The sequence below is a fragment of the Rhodocaloribacter sp. genome (assembly GCF_056451265.1).
In genome coordinates this window covers 15,467-31,873 of the sequence record NZ_JBWOPL010000034.1, presented here as the reverse complement: position 1 = coordinate 31,873, position 16,407 = coordinate 15,467, and the positions used below count along the sequence as shown (strand labels likewise).

General features: G+C 65.8%; 15 protein-coding genes. 8 read left to right on the top strand and 7 right to left on the bottom strand.

The features are described from left to right. Positions 1-33 precede the first annotated feature (33 nt). Both AC1HIY_RS04865 and AC1HIY_RS04860 read right to left on the bottom strand, forming a co-directional pair. Positions 34-1,305: a dipeptidase gene (locus tag AC1HIY_RS04865; RefSeq protein ID WP_479575586.1), complete on the bottom strand. Its 1,272-nt coding sequence runs from the start codon at positions 1,303-1,305 to the stop codon at positions 34-36. A gap of 197 nt (positions 1,306-1,502) precedes the next feature. After that, positions 1,503-2,975 carry an Ig-like domain-containing protein gene (locus AC1HIY_RS04860; protein WP_479575585.1) on the bottom strand — a complete coding sequence of 491 codons (1,473 nt, stop codon included), beginning with the start codon at positions 2,973-2,975 and terminating at the stop codon, positions 1,503-1,505. Positions 2,976-3,199: 224 nt separating this feature from the next. On the opposite strand from AC1HIY_RS04860, the gene AC1HIY_RS04855 reads away from it, so the two are divergent. Beyond that, complete coding sequence (locus AC1HIY_RS04855; RefSeq protein ID WP_479575584.1) at positions 3,200-4,357, top strand: S1C family serine protease; 1,158 nt, start codon at positions 3,200-3,202, stop codon at positions 4,355-4,357. Between the two features lie 8 nt (positions 4,358-4,365). Here AC1HIY_RS04855 and AC1HIY_RS04850 read toward each other — a convergent pair whose 3' ends face one another. The 3 genes from AC1HIY_RS04850 to AC1HIY_RS04840 all read right to left on the bottom strand — a co-directional run bounded on the left by AC1HIY_RS04850 (position 4,366) and on the right by AC1HIY_RS04840 (position 8,075). Beyond that, positions 4,366-6,597: an FG-GAP-like repeat-containing protein gene (locus AC1HIY_RS04850; protein ID WP_479575583.1), complete on the bottom strand. Its 2,232-nt coding sequence runs from the start codon at positions 6,595-6,597 to the stop codon at positions 4,366-4,368. Between the two features lie 649 nt (positions 6,598-7,246). Continuing rightward, positions 7,247-7,438, bottom strand: coding sequence for a 30S ribosomal protein S21 (rpsU, locus tag AC1HIY_RS04845; RefSeq protein ID WP_456425985.1), 192 nt, complete (start codon positions 7,436-7,438; stop codon positions 7,247-7,249). A gap of 184 nt (positions 7,439-7,622) precedes the next feature. After that, complete coding sequence (locus AC1HIY_RS04840) at positions 7,623-8,075, bottom strand: hypothetical protein (RefSeq protein WP_479575582.1); 453 nt, start codon at positions 8,073-8,075, stop codon at positions 7,623-7,625. Between the two features lie 134 nt (positions 8,076-8,209). Here AC1HIY_RS04840 and rdgB point away from each other — a divergent pair, with 134 nt between their 5' ends. From rdgB to AC1HIY_RS04805, 7 genes are all read left to right on the top strand, one after another. Continuing rightward, a complete protein-coding gene (gene rdgB, locus AC1HIY_RS04835) occupies positions 8,210-8,812 on the top strand; it encodes an RdgB/HAM1 family non-canonical purine NTP pyrophosphatase (protein WP_479575581.1) in 603 nt (200 codons plus the stop codon). Positions 8,813-8,849: 37 nt separating this feature from the next. Beyond that, complete coding sequence (dtd, locus tag AC1HIY_RS04830; RefSeq protein ID WP_479575580.1) at positions 8,850-9,311, top strand: D-aminoacyl-tRNA deacylase; 462 nt, start codon at positions 8,850-8,852, stop codon at positions 9,309-9,311. Positions 9,312-9,374: 63 nt separating this feature from the next. Then, the gene (locus tag AC1HIY_RS04825; RefSeq protein ID WP_479575579.1) at positions 9,375-11,045 is read left to right on the top strand and encodes an amidohydrolase; all 1,671 of its coding nucleotides are present in this window, start codon (positions 9,375-9,377) and stop codon (positions 11,043-11,045) included. Positions 11,046-11,115: 70 nt separating this feature from the next. Then, complete coding sequence (gene moaA, locus AC1HIY_RS04820) at positions 11,116-12,105, top strand: GTP 3',8-cyclase MoaA (RefSeq protein ID WP_479575578.1); 990 nt, start codon at positions 11,116-11,118, stop codon at positions 12,103-12,105. A gap of 155 nt (positions 12,106-12,260) precedes the next feature. Beyond that, positions 12,261-12,755: a cyclic pyranopterin monophosphate synthase MoaC gene (moaC, locus tag AC1HIY_RS04815; protein WP_479575577.1), complete on the top strand. Its 495-nt coding sequence runs from the start codon at positions 12,261-12,263 to the stop codon at positions 12,753-12,755. Between the two features lie 39 nt (positions 12,756-12,794). Next, the gene (gene floA, locus AC1HIY_RS04810; RefSeq protein WP_479575576.1) at positions 12,795-13,781 is read left to right on the top strand and encodes a flotillin-like protein FloA; all 987 of its coding nucleotides are present in this window, start codon (positions 12,795-12,797) and stop codon (positions 13,779-13,781) included. A gap of 63 nt (positions 13,782-13,844) precedes the next feature. Continuing rightward, positions 13,845-14,183, top strand: coding sequence for a hypothetical protein (locus tag AC1HIY_RS04805; RefSeq protein ID WP_479575575.1), 339 nt, complete (start codon positions 13,845-13,847; stop codon positions 14,181-14,183). A 27-nt stretch (positions 14,184-14,210) separates the two neighbouring features. Here the strand turns inward: AC1HIY_RS04805 and AC1HIY_RS04800 are convergent, their stop codons facing one another. Together AC1HIY_RS04800 and AC1HIY_RS04795 are read right to left on the bottom strand one after the other, a co-directional pair. Next, the gene (locus AC1HIY_RS04800) at positions 14,211-14,990 is read right to left on the bottom strand and encodes a YaiO family outer membrane beta-barrel protein (RefSeq protein WP_479575574.1); all 780 of its coding nucleotides are present in this window, start codon (positions 14,988-14,990) and stop codon (positions 14,211-14,213) included. A 5-nt stretch (positions 14,991-14,995) separates the two neighbouring features. Next, positions 14,996-16,405 carry a glycosyltransferase family 2 protein gene (locus AC1HIY_RS04795; protein ID WP_479575573.1) on the bottom strand — a complete coding sequence of 470 codons (1,410 nt, stop codon included), beginning with the start codon at positions 16,403-16,405 and terminating at the stop codon, positions 14,996-14,998. Positions 16,406-16,407: the final 2 nt, after the last annotated feature.

Here is a 16,407-nt window from a genome sequence, read left to right as displayed (position 1 = left end):
CACAATTATTTTCATCAAAAAAAACAAGGAGGCTCAGGGGGGTAATTTTGCCACACGTTCGGCCGCCTCGAGCGCGCGCAGCGTGTTTCCGCCAAGAAGCTTGTAAACCTCTTCCTCCGAATATCCTCGCCGGAGCAGGGCATAGGTGATCCACGGCAGGCGCGTCACGTCGTCGAGACCGGCAGGCATACGGGCGCCGTCGAAGTCGGAGCCGAGCGCGACGTGGTCGATGCCGGCCACACGCACGGCATGGTCGATGTGGGCGAGGACGTCGTCGAGGCCGGCAGGCGGGAGGCCGCGCTCCTGCCGCACGGCAAAGACGGTGGCCCAGAGCCGCCGGAGATCCCCCGTCCGCCCGCCGAGCCGCCGGTAGACCTCGTCCATCACGTCGGGCGTGAGGCTCCGGTTGACCATCGGCTCGTAAAAGTTGATCATGACCACACCGCCGTGGGCGGCCAGCGCCCGGAGCATGTCGTCGTCCACGTTGCGCACCACGTCGGTGAGCGCCCGCGTCGAGGAGTGCGAGAGAATGACCGGCGCTTCGGAGACGGCCAGGGCATCGTAAAACGCGGCGTCGGAGGCGTGGGAGAGGTCGACGAGGACGCCCAGGCGATTCATGGCGCGGACCATCCGCCGCCCGAGGTCGTTGAGCCCGTCCCATCTTGACGGCGTCTGCGAGGCGTCGGCCCACCCGTTCGTGTTCACGTGGGTGAGCGTGACGTACCGGATGCCGGCCTCGTAGAGTTCGCGGAGCACGTCCGTCGATCCGGCGAGCGCGTGCCCGCCTTCGAGACCGAGGAGCAGGGCTTTCCTTCCGCTGCGCGTGATGCGCCGCACGTCCGCCGCCGAATAGGCCATCGCCACGCTGTCGGCATGGGCTGCCGCCTGCCGCTTGACCTCGGCGATGAGCGCGCGGGCGCGGTCCGTGGCGCGCTTCCCCTCGCCGAGCGCCGCCGGCACGTAGATCGAGAAGAAAGGCGCGTCCAGCCCGCCCTCGAACATACGCGGCAGATCCACGTGCCCCTCGAAGCTCCGATGCCGCTTGCCGAAGTCATAGCCCCGGAGCATGAGCGACGGCGTGTCCACGTGGCCGTCCATCACGAGGGCGTTGAAATGGATGCGCAGCGCCTCGGCCCACAGGCTGTCTTTGCGCAGAAGCGCGCGCCGGCGCCACGCCGGCATCCGCACCGCGCCGCCGTCCGTCATCTCCGGCACCGGAGCGGAAGGGACGCGGCCGTTCTGCGCCCGGGCAAACCCCGCCACAGACAGCGCGAGCACGAAGGCAAAAAGGATCCGAAAAGGCATGCGGAGACGAGAAAACCGGGAAGAAAGCCGAAGATACGGAAGCGCAGACTCACGCACACCCGGTCTCCGGGTTCCCCGTCGTTCCGACGCGCGGCAGGCGCCCCGGACCCAACCGGAGGAAGCCATGGCCCAGGAAAAGAGCCGGCCCGACCCCGAGGTCGAACCGGCTCTTTCCGGCGCAAAAATGTGCGAAGGGCCTAATAGTCGGTCGCGCGCGCCCGGATGACGCCATGGCCGAGGCGCTCGATGGTCGCGCCTTCGGTCCGCGCCGAGGCTTCGCCGGCGGAGGTCAGGACGATCTCGAGCGTTCCGTTGGGACCGGAGATCTTGATCGTGACCGACTCGACTTCAGGCGAACCTTCCTCGTCGAGCGTGAGGTCGGGAACGACGACGAAGGTGAACTCGGTGATGCCGGGGCCTCGCAAGACGTTCTCATACGCATTGCCGCCAAGGAACGCCGAGTCGTCGAGGATGACGCTCGTGTTGCCGACGGCTTTCACCTTGGTGCCTTCGGCCTTGACGCTGATGACGGTGCCTTCCGCGAGCGGGTTGCCGTTCTGATCGGCAACGGTGAGGGTATAGGTCTGGTCGAGTTTTGCCTCGGCCGGAGAGACCGTAATCACCGGCACGCCGGAGAAGATGACCGGCGTCTGCCCGATGACGTCCTGCTGGTTCTCGTCCGCCGTCACCGCCGTGATGAGCGCAATGCCGTCGGGGGGAACCGGATTGGCGGAGATCAGAGCGACGCTCCCGCGCCCGGTGTCGTCGGTCTGTGCAGCGCCTTCGATGATGCCGTGGGTGGTGGAGAACGAGACCGAGGTGCCGGGCTTGACGGGATTGCTGTACTTGTCGCCGACGATCACGCTGATGGTGTTGGTCAGGCCGAAGGTGTTCAGGCCGGGGAAGTTGAAGCGGGCGGGACCGATGCTGAAGTGGTCCTGATCGGGCAACCCGCCGTGGATGGCCACCGCCACCGGGAGCGAGCGGATCGTGCGCCCGTCCACGTTCGCCTCAGCGACGATCTGCACGATGCCCGCCTTGGTGCCGCTCGAAAGGTTGACCGTCGCCAGACCGTTGTTGTCCGTCGGGGCATTTTCCGGAAAAATGAACTCGCCTCCGCCCGGTTGAACGCCGAGCGAGAAATGCACGAGCGTCGTATTGTCGAGGATGACGGGCCGCCCGAGAGAGTCGGCCACCTGGAACGTGATTTTCGCCACCTCCTGCGAACCGCTCTCCTTGACGCCGATGCTCGAGGCGGATTGCTGGAGCAGAAGAATGTTCGAAGCAAGTCCCGAGATGGGCTCGTCTTCGAGGAGTTGCACGATGCGGAGCGTGGGCACGTCCACTTCTCGTCCGGCCAGCGCCAGCACGGTGACGGACTGCTCGGCGAAGCCCTCCTTCTCGGCAAAAACCTGCACGTCCATCGTGCTGTCGATTTCCACGTCGATGCGATACCGTCCCTCTTCGTCCGCCTCGACGAGCAAGTTCTGGGGCTTGACGGTCACGAAGGCGCCGGGGACCGGGTTGTTGGTCTGGTCGTTGAGCACTTGTCCGATGAGCGTCACGACGCCGCCGGTGGGGGCCGTTTCGTCGGGCTTGAAGGCATCGCAACCGACGCCGTAGAGGCTCAGCGCGATCAGAGGCAGCGTCAACAAGAACAGTCGTTTCATGATGGGATCAATCGGTCAATACAGAGAGTGGGACGGCAGGTATCGCAAGTATCGACGGAGCGAACACGTCCTTTAGCGGGCGTCGCCACGAAATCGGCGGCGCGCGAGGCGGAGGCGCATGGAGGCGATGCCGGGTGCAGAAACCCCTGTCGGCCGCTCCCGTATGACGGGCGCAGGTCGAGGGAGCGCGGCAGCCTCCGGCCCGATACCAAACCTCTGCGCTTATGAACCGTCTCTTCCTTCTTCTGGCTTTATCGAGCGTTCTCTTCGGATGTGAGCCGCGGGCCCGGTCGCAGCAGGCGGAGGCGCCCCCGCCGCAGCGGGTGACGGTCGCGCCGGAGGCGGAGGCGCCCGGCGACACGCTCGAGCGCTCCCGGCGGACGGCCATCACGCGGGCCGTCGAGGTGGTCGCCCCGGCGGTCGTCAGCGTCAACGTGACGGCCGTAGAGCGGGTGCGCGTGGCCGACCCCTTCGCCGACCCCTTCTATGAGTTCTTTTTCGGACGCCGCCGCTCGCGCGTGATGCAGCGGCAGGTGCAGAGCCTCGGCTCCGGCTTCGTCATCTCCGCCGACGGCTACATCGTCACGAACGATCACGTGGCCGGCCACGCCACACAGATCTCCGTCGCCTTCCCCGACGGAGACGTGCGGGAGGCCCGGCTCATCGGCTCGGACCCGGCCACCGACATCGCGCTGCTCAAGGTCGAGCCGGAGACCCCCCTGCCGTACCTCAGCTTCGCCGAGGGAGAGCGCCCGCTCGTGGGCGAATGGGTCATCGCCCTCGGCAATCCTTTCGGCCTCTTCGAAGCCGCCGACCCGACGGTCACCGTCGGCGTCGTCAGCGCCGTCGGGCGGGACCTCCAGCCGCAGGAAGGCCGCCTCTATCGGGACATGATCCAGACCGACGCGGCCATCAACCGGGGCAACTCGGGCGGACCGCTCGTCAATGCGCTCGGCGAGGTCATCGGCGTCAACACGGCCATCTATAGCCAGACGGGCGGATCCGTAGGAATCGGCTTCGCCGTGCCGGCGGGCAAGGTGCGGCGCGTGGTGGAAGAATTGAAAGAGAAAGGCTTCGTGGACCGGTCATACTATACCGGCCTCGTGGGCGTGAACGTCAACCCGCGCATTGCCCGCGCGCTCTCGCTGCCGGTAGCGCACGGCGTGATCGTGGACGACGTCGATCCCGGCTCTCCTGCGGAAAAGGCAGGCTTCCAGCCGTACGACGTCATCGTCTCGGTCGAGGGCGAAGCGGTGGACAATCAGACGGACTTCGTGGCGCGCCTCTATGATTTTCGCCCCGGCGACCGCGTGCGCTTCGGGGTGATCCGCGAAGGCGAAGAGATCGAACTCCACATGCGGATCGGGCGGCAGGAAAGCTGACCCCGCGTTCACTTCATCAACAGCGCCGCCCGCACAAACGTGTTTCCTCCGGCTTCAAGGCGGAAGAAGTACGAGCCGGTGGGGCGCCCGGCGGCATCCCATACGACGGCATGACGACCCGCCGCACGCTCCTCATCGACGAGGACCGCCACCGCGCGCCCGAGCGCGTCGTAGACCCTCAGGCGAACGCGCATGGCTTCGGGCAAGCTGAACGGGATCCGCGTGACCGGGTTGAAGGGGTTGGGGAAATTGGGCTCGAGGGTCATCGTAGAGGGCGCCGGAAGGCGCGCGCCCGCCGTTTTGCCGAAGGCGGCCTCGAAGGTTGACGTCCACGCGCCTGGGGGTTGGGTCGCGGCCGCCGCTTCCGCCTTCGTGAAGGAGAAGGCGTCGGACTGCTCGGCAATGGGGAAAGCGCCGGCATAGCCGGTCATCGTGTAGGCGCCCGCCGCAGCGCTTGCGGGCACAGTCTGAGAAAGATCCTTGCTCGTCGTCGCGCCGGGATCGAGCGTGACGGGCACGGGGCCGCGCGTAATGTTGACGCCGCCGGGACCGGTCAGGTTTACCCACGCATCGAAGGTCTGCGTCATGTCGGTGTGGTTTTCGAGCACGAGGGTATAGGTGAAGGAGCCGCCCTCCGCCGGTATTTCGAGGGGCACGGCCTGTGGAATCATGACCACGCGGAGCCCGCTCTCGACGACGGTCATGCGCTGGTCGGCGGCCACGCCGGTGAGCGTCTGCACGATGCCGGAGGGCCATCGGATCTCGATCTCGTCCACGGAGGCATTTGCGCCCAGGCCGAAATAGGCGGCCAGGTCGTCGCCGCCGCCGAGGCTGGAGCCGCTCCGCATCTCCCAGTACTGATCTACGCCGTCGGGCGTGCGCACGCGGATGCGGGCCCCCACGCCGTCCCGGTTGCCGGCCACACCCTCCAGATCGAGGATGAGCCAGTGGTTGCCGTTGTCGATATCATTGCGCACGAGGACGACGGGCTCTCCATAGTTGACGTAAAACAGGTCCGGGTCGCCGTCGCCATCATAATCGCCCATCACGATGGTGCGGCTTCGTCGCTCGTCCTCGATGCCGCTGCCGACAGAGACGTTCGTGAACGTCACCCCGTTGCCGTCGTTGTGATAGAGAATGTTCGGCTGGGGATCGGTCTCGCTGCTCTTGGAGATGACGCCGGCGGCTACGACCAGGTCTTGCCATGTATCGAGGTCATAATCAAAGAAGATCGCGCCCCACGTGATGCGGACCTTCCCGGTGCCGGGTTCGAGATCTTCGAAGACGCCCGCCTCGGCAGTCGCGTCGGTGAGGAAGCCGCCGTCGTTTCGAAGGAGATAGGCGCTCCCGATGTTGGTGAAATAATAGTCCCAGCGTCCGTCGCGGTTGTAGTCTCCCACGGCGATACCCATGGCGTTTGCGCACTGGTCGGCTCCGAGGTCGGCGCTGACCTCGGTGAAAAGCCAATTTTCGGGGTCGAGGCCGCCGTCGTTTCGCCAGAGTTTGTTGCCTTCCGGATAGAAGGGACAGTCGTTCATCAGGTAGAGATCGAGGTCGCCGTCGTCGTCATAGTCGGTCCACGCCGCGATGAAGCCGTAGCCTTTCGTGTCGTCGGCGCCGCTGCCGTCGGCGTCGCCGGCGAGCAGATAGGAGACGTTGGTGAAGGTTCCGTCGCCGTTGTTGTGGTAGAGGTGGTCCTGGGTATTTCCGACACTGACGCTCATCGGCTCGTGATGCGCGACGTAGAGGTCGAGGAAGCCGTCGCCGTCATAATCGCCCCAGGAAGCCGAGGAGCCCCGTTCATCGCCCACGATGCCGGAGCCGACGGTGATGTCCGTGAACACGGCGGTTCCGGACTCGATGAGTTCGTTGCGGAGCAGGACGTCTTCGAGCGAGTTGGCCAGGAAGAGGTCGAGGTCGCCGTCGTTGTCGAAGTCGGCCACGGCGACCCCCGCGCCGTCGTGCGCGGCGTCCTCCGCCCCGACGGCAGGGGCCACGTCGACGAAGCCGCCGCGGCCATCGTTTTCATAGAGCACGTTGGCGCCCTGCCGCATCGTCACGTACAAATCGAGGTCGCCGTCGTTGTCGTAATCGAACCAGGCCGCGCCCGTTCCGATGCTGTAGTCGGGAGCATTGGCCGTATGACTATGCACCAGGGTAATGCCCGCCGTCGAAGAAACGTCGGTGAACTGCGCTGCCGCGGGATGAAGAGCAGCAAGGGAAAGGACGAGACAAAGCATCCGAACAGAGGAACGGAAGGCACGCGTCGAGATCCGGAAGAGACCGGGAGGGAAAAAAGAGTAATTCATACAGGTGTACCAAAAAAATCATGGGGCCGAGAACCCTGTCTGCCCGGGATGATGGATTCGATCCCTAGAACAGAGGAAGCGCTGCGAGTCAAGCGCGTAGAAAGGAGCAATCAGAATAAATATACGCGCGGCAAACACACGACGCGCACACGATTTCACAAACGAGGCTCTTCCGAACTATTGACGACGACCATACGTAATCTATGAGAACGCCCCAAACAACGATTCTCGCAAAAAGAATCTGAATCTTCCTGCCACTCAGGGATTAGTTGTCGGCTTTCCCCCTTCAATAGCCCTATCCCGCGTCTCGCAAACCACAAACGAGCGTCGCCCAAATTATAATATCTATGAAATGAATGCGCAAGTATGCGGTTATGTAGGACCTATTTTTCGGCGCCTCATGGTTCGTGAGAGGTCGCCGCGTCGCATGCCGCCGGAGCGCGCTCCGCTCGTGGAGCGGGATCACACAAAAAGGCGACCTCCGGGCAGAGATCGCCTTTGCGAGAAACGCAAATCTATGTGCGCACACCTGCCGGAGCAGGTCGCGCGTTCCGAAGCTTCCGGAGATCCGGAACGTGCTTTAGTATCGCGAGCGTTTCCGAGAGTTGCGAGCCGCTTTCTCACGGGCCAGACGCCGCTCTTCCGACGGCTTCGTGTAGGCCATGTTCGCGCGGTAAATGCGCAGCACGCGGCTGCGGTTGACGGCGCGCTTGAAACGTCGCAGAGCGCGGTCGATCGACTCGTTGTCCCGAACTTTGATTCCTACCGGCAAGACGAATCCCTCCTGTGTGCTACTGGGTTATTGAAACAGCCTTATAATATAATAAGGCACATTGCGAAAAACAATGTGCCTTCGTGAAGGTTTCCCGGTCTTCCTCAACCGGAGCAGCCCGGGGGACGACGGTGCGCCCGCCAGAAGGGACCGCTCCGGATGAGAAAAACAGCGGGCCTGACGCTTAGATGGTGCGCTTCCCGTAAAAGTCGGCGAGAACGGCCTGAGCCAGTTTCTGAATGCGCATGGAGGATTCCGTCTCAACGGCTCTGCTCAGGCGCTGCATGGCGTACTCGTTGCCGATGGCATGGAGCGCCACGAGCGCCAGCGTACGGCGCGCTTCGAGCGGCGCATGCTCGTAAATATCATAGATTTTGTCCACGGCATACGTAAAATCGACGCGATCGCCGTAGTTCGTCGAGAAGAAGATGACGTTCTGGAGCGACTCGTCCCGGATCTGTTCGATGGGGGAATCGAGCGACTGCGCAACTTGCTTTTCGAGGTTGTTCCACCACGTTTCGCTCCGATTGTCGAAGGCGTTTTGCGCCTGGGCGGATGGTGTTGAAACGAGCACGAAAGCAGCGAAAAGGAACAGGAATAGCGCCGCGCCCGATGGCGCGCGAGTGAGCTTTTTCATAGCGACCCTCCCTCAGGGCTAATGAAAAGGTTTATGTTTAAAATTCACGGACGACTACGGCGGCGCGTGCGGAATTGTTACGGCAGAGCCGTTTTTTATGGCTCCGACGTCGAACCGAAGCTCACCGCAAGTCCATGAAAGAATTGCAGGAAATCGTGCTGGCCACGCGCAACCCCGGCAAGGTGCGCGAGTTGCGGGCCTTGCTGGCGGGATTGCCGGTGACGCTGCGCACGGCGGCGGCGTTCGAAGACGCGCCGGAGGTGATCGAGGACGCGCCGACGCTGGAGGGCAACGCCCGGAAGAAGGCGCTCGCGCTCCACCGGCACACCGGTCTGCCCGCCCTCGCCGACGACACCGGCCTCGAAGTGACGGCCCTCGACGGGCGGCCCGGCGTCCACTCGGCGCGCTTCGCCGGCCCCGACGCCGACGACGCCGCCAACCGCGCGAAGCTCCTCCGCGAACTGTCCGGCGCTTCCGACCGCTCGGCGCGTTTTCGGACCGTGGTCGCCTTCGCCGAAGACGGCGCGGTGCGCTTTTTCGAAGGGGTATGCCCGGGACGCATCCTCGAAGAAGCGCGCGGCGCGGGCGGCTTCGGCTACGACGCGCTCTTCGTGCCCGAGGGCGAAACACGCACCTTTGCCGAACTCAGCCCGACGGAGAAGAACGCCGTCAGCCATCGGGGGCGGGCGCTTCGAGAGCTGGCCGCGTATCTTCGCGCCCGTCTCGGCGAGGAGTGAACGGTTCCCCCCTTAACGAAAACGACAGGAGCGCGAGATGGTGGCTCTGGTTCAGCGCGTCAGCGAAGCATTTGTGGAAGTGGACGGCGCGGTCGTCGGCCGCATCGGGCGAGGGCTGCTGATCCTCCTCGGGGTGCACCGCACGGATACGGAGAAAGAAGCGGCGTGGCTCGCCAAAAAGTGCGCCGGCCTCCGCATCTTTCCCGACGACGAGGGCCGCATGAATCGCTCCGTGCGCGAGGTCGGCGGCGAGGCGCTCGTCGTCTCTCAATTCACCCTCTACGGCGACGCGCGCAAGGGCAACCGGCCCTCGTTCGTCGCCTCGGCGCTGCCCGAAAAGGCGGAGCCGCTCTACGAGCTTTTCACCCGCCTCCTCGCCGACCACCTCGGCAAGCCCGTGCCCACCGGCGTCTTCGGCGCGATGATGAACGTGCATCTCGTCAACGAAGGGCCGGTGACGCTGTGGGTGGAGAAGCGGGCCGAGGAGCCGAAGGATTGACCCGCCGCCGAACCGCCCCGCGCCGTATATTCCCCCTTCCCCCCACTTTTCGAGAGCAACCCCATGAATCTGTCTGTCTGTCCCGCGATCCTGATGAGTCTCGTGATGGTCGCGGCGCTTTCGGCGTGTGATTCCGCGCCGAAGGAGGAAAACACCCTCGTCCTTCACAACGCCCGCATCTATACGGCCAACCCGGCGCAGCCCACGGCGGAGGCCATGGCGGTGAAGGACGGGCGCATCGTGATGGTGGGTGCGGAGGAGGAGGTGCTGGCGGCGCATCCCGACGCCGGGCGCCTCGACGCGGAGGGACGCGCGGTCGTGCCCGGCCTGATCGACGCGCACGCGCACCTGATGGGCCTCGGCGTGAGCATGATGCAGGCCGACCTGGTGGGCACGACGTCGAAGGAGGAGGTGATCGAGCGGCTCAAGGCGTTCGAAGAAACGCTGCCGGAAGACGCATGGCTGACCGGGCGCGGGTGGGATCAGAACGACTGGCCGGAGAAAGACTTTCCCACGCGGTACGACCTCGACGACGTGTTCCCCGAGCGTCCGGTGTGGCTCCGACGCATCGACGGGCACGCGGCGTGGGCGAACACGGCGGCGCTCCGGGCGGTGGGGCTGGAGCGGCTGCGCGAGATGCCCGACCCCGAAGGCGGCTCCATCCGCCGGGACGCGCGCGGCGAACCCACCGGCGTCTTCGTCGATGCCGCGATGGGCATCGTGGGGCGGCACGTGCCGCCGCTGACGGACGAACAGCTCGACGAGGCCCTCCGCCGCGCCATCGACGAGACGAAGCGCTTCGGACTGACGAGCGTCCACGAAGCCGGCGTCGACCGCGCCACCGTCGAACGCTACCGGCGCGCCATCGACGAGGACCGCTTCGACCTCCGCGTCTACGCCATGGTCGGCGGACGCGGCGAAACGTTCGACGCCTTCTGCAACGATCCCCTCCTCGACTACGGCGGCAAGCTCACGGTGCGCGCGGTCAAGTTTTACATGGACGGCGCACTCGGCAGCCGGGGCGCGGCGCTCCTCGAAGACTATTCGGACGATCCCGGCAATCGGGGGTTGCTCATGCACACGCCCGAGGCGTTCACCGAAGACGTGCGCGCCGCGCTCGCGTGCGGCTATCAGGTGAACACGCATGCCATCGGCGACCGGGGCAACCGCGTCACGCTCGACGGCTATGAGGCGGCGGGCGTCGCGCCGGACGAACGCCACCGCATCGAGCACGCGCAGGTCGTCGCGCCGGAGGACTTCCCGCGCTTCGTCACGCTCGGCGTCATCGCTTCCATGCAGCCGACGCACGCCACGAGCGACATGTACTGGGCCGAGGATCGCCTCGGACCGGAGCGCGTCCGGGGCGCGTATGCGTGGCGCACCTTCCTCGATCAGGGCGCCGTGCTTGCCTTTGGCTCCGACTTCCCGGTCGAGCGCGTCGATCCGCTGCTCGGCTTCTATGCCGCCGTCACGCGTCAGGACGCCGAGGGGTGGCCCGAGGGCGGATGGCAGCCCGAACAGCGCCTCACGCGCGAGGAGACGCTCCGCGCCTTCACCCGCGACGCCGCGTACGCCGCGTTTCAGGAAGCCTCGCTCGGCTCGCTCGAACCCGGCAAACGGGCCGACTTCGTCATCCTCTCGAAAGACATCATGACCGTCCCCGCCCCCGAGATCCTCGAAACGGAGGTCGTGGCGACGTATCTCGGGGGAAAGAAGATCTACGCCCGAGAGTGACCGTCGCGTTTTGGCGCAAACTTCCCGTTCGGGACAGAACAACCGCGCCGCTTGCTCTTAAAAGGACGTCATGCCGGATCTGCTCACCGATACCTTTGGCCGCCGCCACACGTACCTCCGCATCGCGCTGACGGAGCGGTGCAATCTGCGCTGCCGGTACTGTATGCCGGAGGAGGGCGTGCCGCTTCGCCCGCGCGACGAGATCCTCACGTTCGAAGAGATCCTCCACCTGGCGCGGCTGTTCGTCGAGGCGGGCGTCGAGAAGATCCGGCTGACCGGCGGCGAGCCGCTCGTGCGCAAGGGCGTCGAGGACCTCGTGGAGGGGCTCGGCGCGCTGCCCGGGCTGAAGACCCTCGCGCTCACGACGAACGGCCTGCTCCTTTCGAAGAAGCTCCCGCGTCTCCGCGCCGCCGGGGTCACCCTCCTCAACATCAGCCTCGACACGCTCCGCCCGGAACGGTTCGCGTTCATCACGAGGCGAGACGGCTTCGACGTCGTCCTGCGCGCCATCGACGCGGCGGAGGCGGCGGGCTATGATCCGGTGAAGATCAACTGCGTGGTCATGCGCGGCTTCAACGACGATGAGCTGGCAGACTTCGCGGCGATGACCGAGCGCCGGCCCCTCGAAGTGCGCTTCATCGAATACATGCCCTTCGACGGCAACGGGTGGAACGACGGGCGCTTCATGCCCTATCGCGAGATGATCGAGCGGATCGAGGCGCGTTTTCCGAAGCTGGAGCGCCTGGCCGACGGGCCGAACGACACGTCGAAAACATACCGCGTGCCCGGTTTTCGCGGGCGGGTCGGCTTCATCACGTCCATGAGCGAGGACTTCTGCGCCTCGTGCAACCGGCTGCGTCTGACCGCCGACGGGCATCTGAAAGTGTGCCTGTTCGGACGCGCCGAGGTCAGCCTCCGCGACGCCCTCCGCGCCGGCGCGTCGGACGAGGCGCTCGGCGAGATCATCCGCGCCGCCGTGCTCCGGAAGAAGGCCGCACACGCGGGCATGCACGAGCTGGCGCAGTCCAAAAACCGCCCCATGATCCTGATCGGCGGATAAGCACTTCGTCCGGAACGCCGGCCCCTCCTTCGCGCACCGACGTTCGGGCGCACGAACGTCGGCGGCGGCTTGCCCTTCGCGCAACATGCGCCTATCTTCAGACGTTCCCCCCGAGAGATGGCTGTGATGTCGAACCCTCAATCCCTTTTTCAACCATGAGTGATGTACCGGCGCTGACGCACGTCGATCCGCAGGGCGGCGTGCAGATGGTGGACGTGGCGGACAAGCAATCCACGGTGCGCACGGCGGTAGCCGTCGGGCGCGTGATTCTGGGCGAAGAAGCCTTTCGTCTGGTGGCCGAGAACAAGATCCGCAAAGGCGACGTGCTGACGCTGGCGCAGATCGCCGGAATCATGGGCGCCAAGCAGACGAGCAAGCTCATTCCCCTGTGCCACGACGTGCTGTTGCGCGGCGTGGACGTGGAGCTTTCGCTGAACGAAACCGCGCTCGCCGTGGACGTGCGGGCCTATACGAAAAGCGTCGGGCCGACGGGTGTGGAGATGGAAGCGCTGACCGCCGTCTCCGTGGCGGCGCTGACCATCTATGATATGTGCAAGTCGGTCTCGAAGGCCATCCTCATCACGGACATTCACCTGCTGGCCAAGACGGGCGGGCAGAGCGGAAACTATCGCAAGGGCAGCGCTCAATGAGCCGCCCACTTTTGAATACGCACACATACGGCCAAATCCATGGAAACCTTGATCGGCGCCACCGGGCTGCTCGTGATCGTCCTGATCGTGCTCGGCCTGATGATTTTCATGTATTTCGTCCCCCTGGGTCTTTGGGTTACGGCGTACTTCTCGGGGGTGCGGCTTAAGCTTTTGCGCGACCTCGTGGGGATGCGGCTGCGGAAAGTGCCGCCGCACCTGATCGTCCGTCCCCTGATCACGGCGCACAAAGCGGGAATCTATGTAGGCACGCCGGAACTGGAGGCGCACTATCTGGCCGGGGGGCACGTCGAGAACGTCATACGCGCCCTCATCTCGGCGGACAAGGCGAACATCGACCTGAACTTCGAGCGGGCCGCCGCCATCGACCTGGCCGGGCGCGACGTGTTCGAGGCCGTGCAGGTCTCGGTCAATCCGAAAGTGATCGAGACGCCGCCGGTGACGGCCATGGCGAAGGACGGCATTCAGGTGCGCGCGCTGGCCCGCGTGACCGTTCGGGCGAACATCGAGCGGCTCGTCGGGGGCGCGGGTGAGGAGACCATCCTGGCGCGCGTGGGCGAGGGCATCGTGACTACCATCGGCTCGGCGAACTCCCACAAGGAGGTGCTCGAAAACCCGGACTCGATCTCGAAGGTCGTGCTCTCGAAAGGCCTCGACTCCGGCACGGCCTTCGAGATCCTCTCCATCGACATCGCCGACGTGGACGTGGGCGAAAACATTGGCGCGAAGCTTCAGACGGATCAGGCCGAGGCCGACCTCAAGATCGCGCGCGCCAAGGCCGAAGAGCGCCGCGCCACCGCCGTCGCGCGTGAGCAGGAGATGCGCGCCTCCGTCGAGGAGCAGCGGGCCAAGGTGGTGGCCGCCGAGGCCGAGGTGCCGAAAGCCATCGCCGAAGCCTTCCGGAAGGGCAACCTCGGCGTGATGGATTATTACAACCTCCGCAACATTCAGGCGGATACGCACATGCGCGAGTCCATCGGCGGCGAGGATGCCCCGAAGAGCACCTGACCCATGCCTCGTCCGGCCCATACGCGGCTGCCTGCCGCGCCTCGCGCAACCCGACGGCCCTCTTTGACGTCTGCACGTCCGGGACGCACCCGCCGCCTCGGCCCGTGGCTCGCCTCGGCCGCGCTCCTGATCGTGACAGCGTGCGGAGGCGCGATCCCAGACGAGGAACCGGACGAAACGAAGCAGACGGTGACCATGACCGGAACCATCCAGCACATCGACCTCGAAGGCGGCTTTTTCGGCATCGTCGCCGACGACGGTGCGAAATATCTCCCGATCAATCTCGAAGAAGCCTTTCAAAAAGACGGGCTGCGCGTTCGGTTCGAGGCGCGCCCGGAAGACGTGATGACGATCTATCAGTGGGGCGCGCCGGTGCGCCTCCTGTCCATCGCGCCGCTATGACGCGGCCCCTGCGCGACGCCGACCGGTTCACCACCGGGACAGAAGGCCAAGCGCGAAGGTGCGGCGGGTGAAGAAGTCGTCGTCGCTGTAGGCGGCGGCGACGGAGAGGCCGAAGGTGGGGCCGAAGAACCGTTGCGCCCGGACGGCGACGAACCAGGTCTGCGTGAACACGAGCACGGGCCCCGCGTCGACGACCTCCACGCTGCGTCCCCGCCCCCCCCGCACCTCGACGAACGTCTCCGGGGACGCCCCGTACCGCCGAGCCGAGACGGTCTGCGCCCATCCGACCCGTCCCCGGCTCGGCGTCCATGCGGCGCGTGCGCGGAGGTACCAGTCCCCCACGTAAAGTGCGGCGGCGAAGCCGAACGTGCGGACGTGCTCTTCGGCGAAGGCGCGCTGCCGAAAGCTTGCCGCGAGTTCCCATCGCCCCACGCCCTGATAGACCTCGGCGTACCCCTCGACGGCCGGGAGGAAGCGAGGCGTCGGAGCCAGTTGCAGACGCGCGTTCGCATAGCCGCCGGGCCACAGGTCGAGCCATCCGTCGGCGACGAGCGCCTCGTCCCGGGCGTCGAAGCGGCGGGCGCTCAACGCCTCGACGACGAGCGCGCCCCGCGTGAAGCGCCGCCGGGCATAGGCGTGCAGGCTTTGCCAGGCCGGGCGTCCCTCACTCAGCGATTCGTACTGGACGAAGGTCGAGAAAGCCCACGCGCGCGGCGGCGTGCCGGTCGAGTCGGCGGAGGCGCGCGGCGCGGCGGCGACGGGGGCCGCGAGGGCGGCGCACAAAAGGAGGGCGAGGCGTCGGTTCATGGGCGTCACGGTTCTTCGAAGCCTTTGCGTTCCATGTCTCCCCAGCCGTCGAGGCCGCGGAAATACGAAATCGTGCCGCGCAGCCGGTAGTACGTCAGGATCTGCCGGTAGCCCAGGTTTTCGGCAAACGCCAGCCAGAAGAGCCGGAGGAGGTCGCGGGTGCGGGTGTACCGGCGGAAGGTGAGCTCTTCGAGGCCCACCGCCGCGATCGAGAGCACGCTGCCGAGCATCACGGCGACGAAGAGGAACAGGAGCGCGAACGGGAGCGAGGCGATGCCGAGCGCAAGGACGGTGAGGAAGACGAGATAGCCCGTGAACTCGATGATCGGCCCGATCATTTCGAGGAAGAAAAAGTAGGGATAGGCGACGAGTCCGATGCGTCCGTACCGGGGATTGAAGAGCATCCGGACGTGCCGGATCATGGTGTCGATGAGTCCGCGCTGCCAGCGGTCGCGCTGCCGTCCGAGCACCTTCAGCGTCTCCGGCGCTTCGGTCCACGCCACGGGATCCGGGACGAAGTGGATCTCGTACGGGATGCCGCGCTCGCGGCAATGACGGTGGAGCCGCACGGTCAATTCGAGGTCTTCGCCGAGGCTGTCCGGCGCCAACCCGCCCACCTCGACGACGAGCGAGCGCCGGAAAAGCCCGAACGCGCCGGAGACGAGGAACATGATCTTCAGCGCATCCCAGCCCACGCGCCCGGCCAGGAACGACCGCAGGTATTCGAGCACCTGAAAGCGCGCGATCGGGTTGCGGGGCAGGCGCGCTTCGCGCACGAGGCCGTCTTCGACGCGGCAGCCGTTGACGATGCGGATGATGCCGCCGGAAGCCACCGTGTGCTCATCTTCGAGGAACGGACGCGCCACGCGGATGAGCGCGTCGGGCTCGAGCAGCCCGTCGGCATCGACGATGCACAGCAGCGGCGTGCGGCAGTGGTTGATGCCCGCGTTGATGGCGTCGGCGCGCTTGCCGTTCTCCTTGTCGAGCACCCACAGGTTCGGATGCGTTCGGCTGTGATAGGCCCCTCGCACGGGCGCCGTCTCGAGGTGCGCCAGCGGGAAACGCGGGGCCGGAATGAGGTCGTAAGCCTCGCGGAGCACCTCCAGCGTGTCGTCCTTCGAACCGTCGTTGACGATGAGGATCTCGTAGTCGGGATAGCGGAGCGTGAGGAACGAGCGGGTCGAGGCGACGATGGTCTCCGCCTCATTATAGGCGGGCACGATCAGCGTCACGGGCGGCGCGCCCGCCGTGGCGACGAGGTCGTCGACGTCGATGGAGGTGAGGCGGCGCGTGTACCGGCGAAGGGCGCGGAAGGCAAAGATGCTCATCACGAGGTAATACGTGTTGAGCACCACGAAGTAGGTGAAGACGACGGCGTGGAAGACCGCGAGGAACGTCCAGAAGACGGTGTTCATGC

Coding starts and splice junctions, on each gene's coding strand:
- AC1HIY_RS04865 (WP_479575586.1), bottom strand. CDS start 1,305: ATGCCTTTTCGGATCCTTTTTGCCTTCGTGCTCGCGCTGTCTGTGGCG.
- AC1HIY_RS04860 (WP_479575585.1), bottom strand. CDS start 2,975: ATGAAACGACTGTTCTTGTTGACGCTGCCTCTGATCGCGCTGAGCCTC.
- AC1HIY_RS04855 (WP_479575584.1), top strand. CDS start 3,200: ATGAACCGTCTCTTCCTTCTTCTGGCTTTATCGAGCGTTCTCTTCGGA.
- AC1HIY_RS04850 (WP_479575583.1), bottom strand. CDS start 6,597: ATGCTTTGTCTCGTCCTTTCCCTTGCTGCTCTTCATCCCGCGGCAGCG.
- AC1HIY_RS04840 (WP_479575582.1), bottom strand. CDS start 8,075: ATGAAAAAGCTCACTCGCGCGCCATCGGGCGCGGCGCTATTCCTGTTC.
- rdgB (WP_479575581.1), top strand. CDS start 8,210: ATGAAAGAATTGCAGGAAATCGTGCTGGCCACGCGCAACCCCGGCAAG.
- dtd (WP_479575580.1), top strand. CDS start 8,850: ATGGTGGCTCTGGTTCAGCGCGTCAGCGAAGCATTTGTGGAAGTGGAC.
- AC1HIY_RS04825 (WP_479575579.1), top strand. CDS start 9,375: ATGAATCTGTCTGTCTGTCCCGCGATCCTGATGAGTCTCGTGATGGTC.
- moaA (WP_479575578.1), top strand. CDS start 11,116: ATGCCGGATCTGCTCACCGATACCTTTGGCCGCCGCCACACGTACCTC.
- moaC (WP_479575577.1), top strand. CDS start 12,261: ATGAGTGATGTACCGGCGCTGACGCACGTCGATCCGCAGGGCGGCGTG.
- floA (WP_479575576.1), top strand. CDS start 12,795: ATGGAAACCTTGATCGGCGCCACCGGGCTGCTCGTGATCGTCCTGATC.
- AC1HIY_RS04800 (WP_479575574.1), bottom strand. CDS start 14,990: ATGAACCGACGCCTCGCCCTCCTTTTGTGCGCCGCCCTCGCGGCCCCC.
- AC1HIY_RS04795 (WP_479575573.1), bottom strand. CDS start 16,405: ATGAACACCGTCTTCTGGACGTTCCTCGCGGTCTTCCACGCCGTCGTC.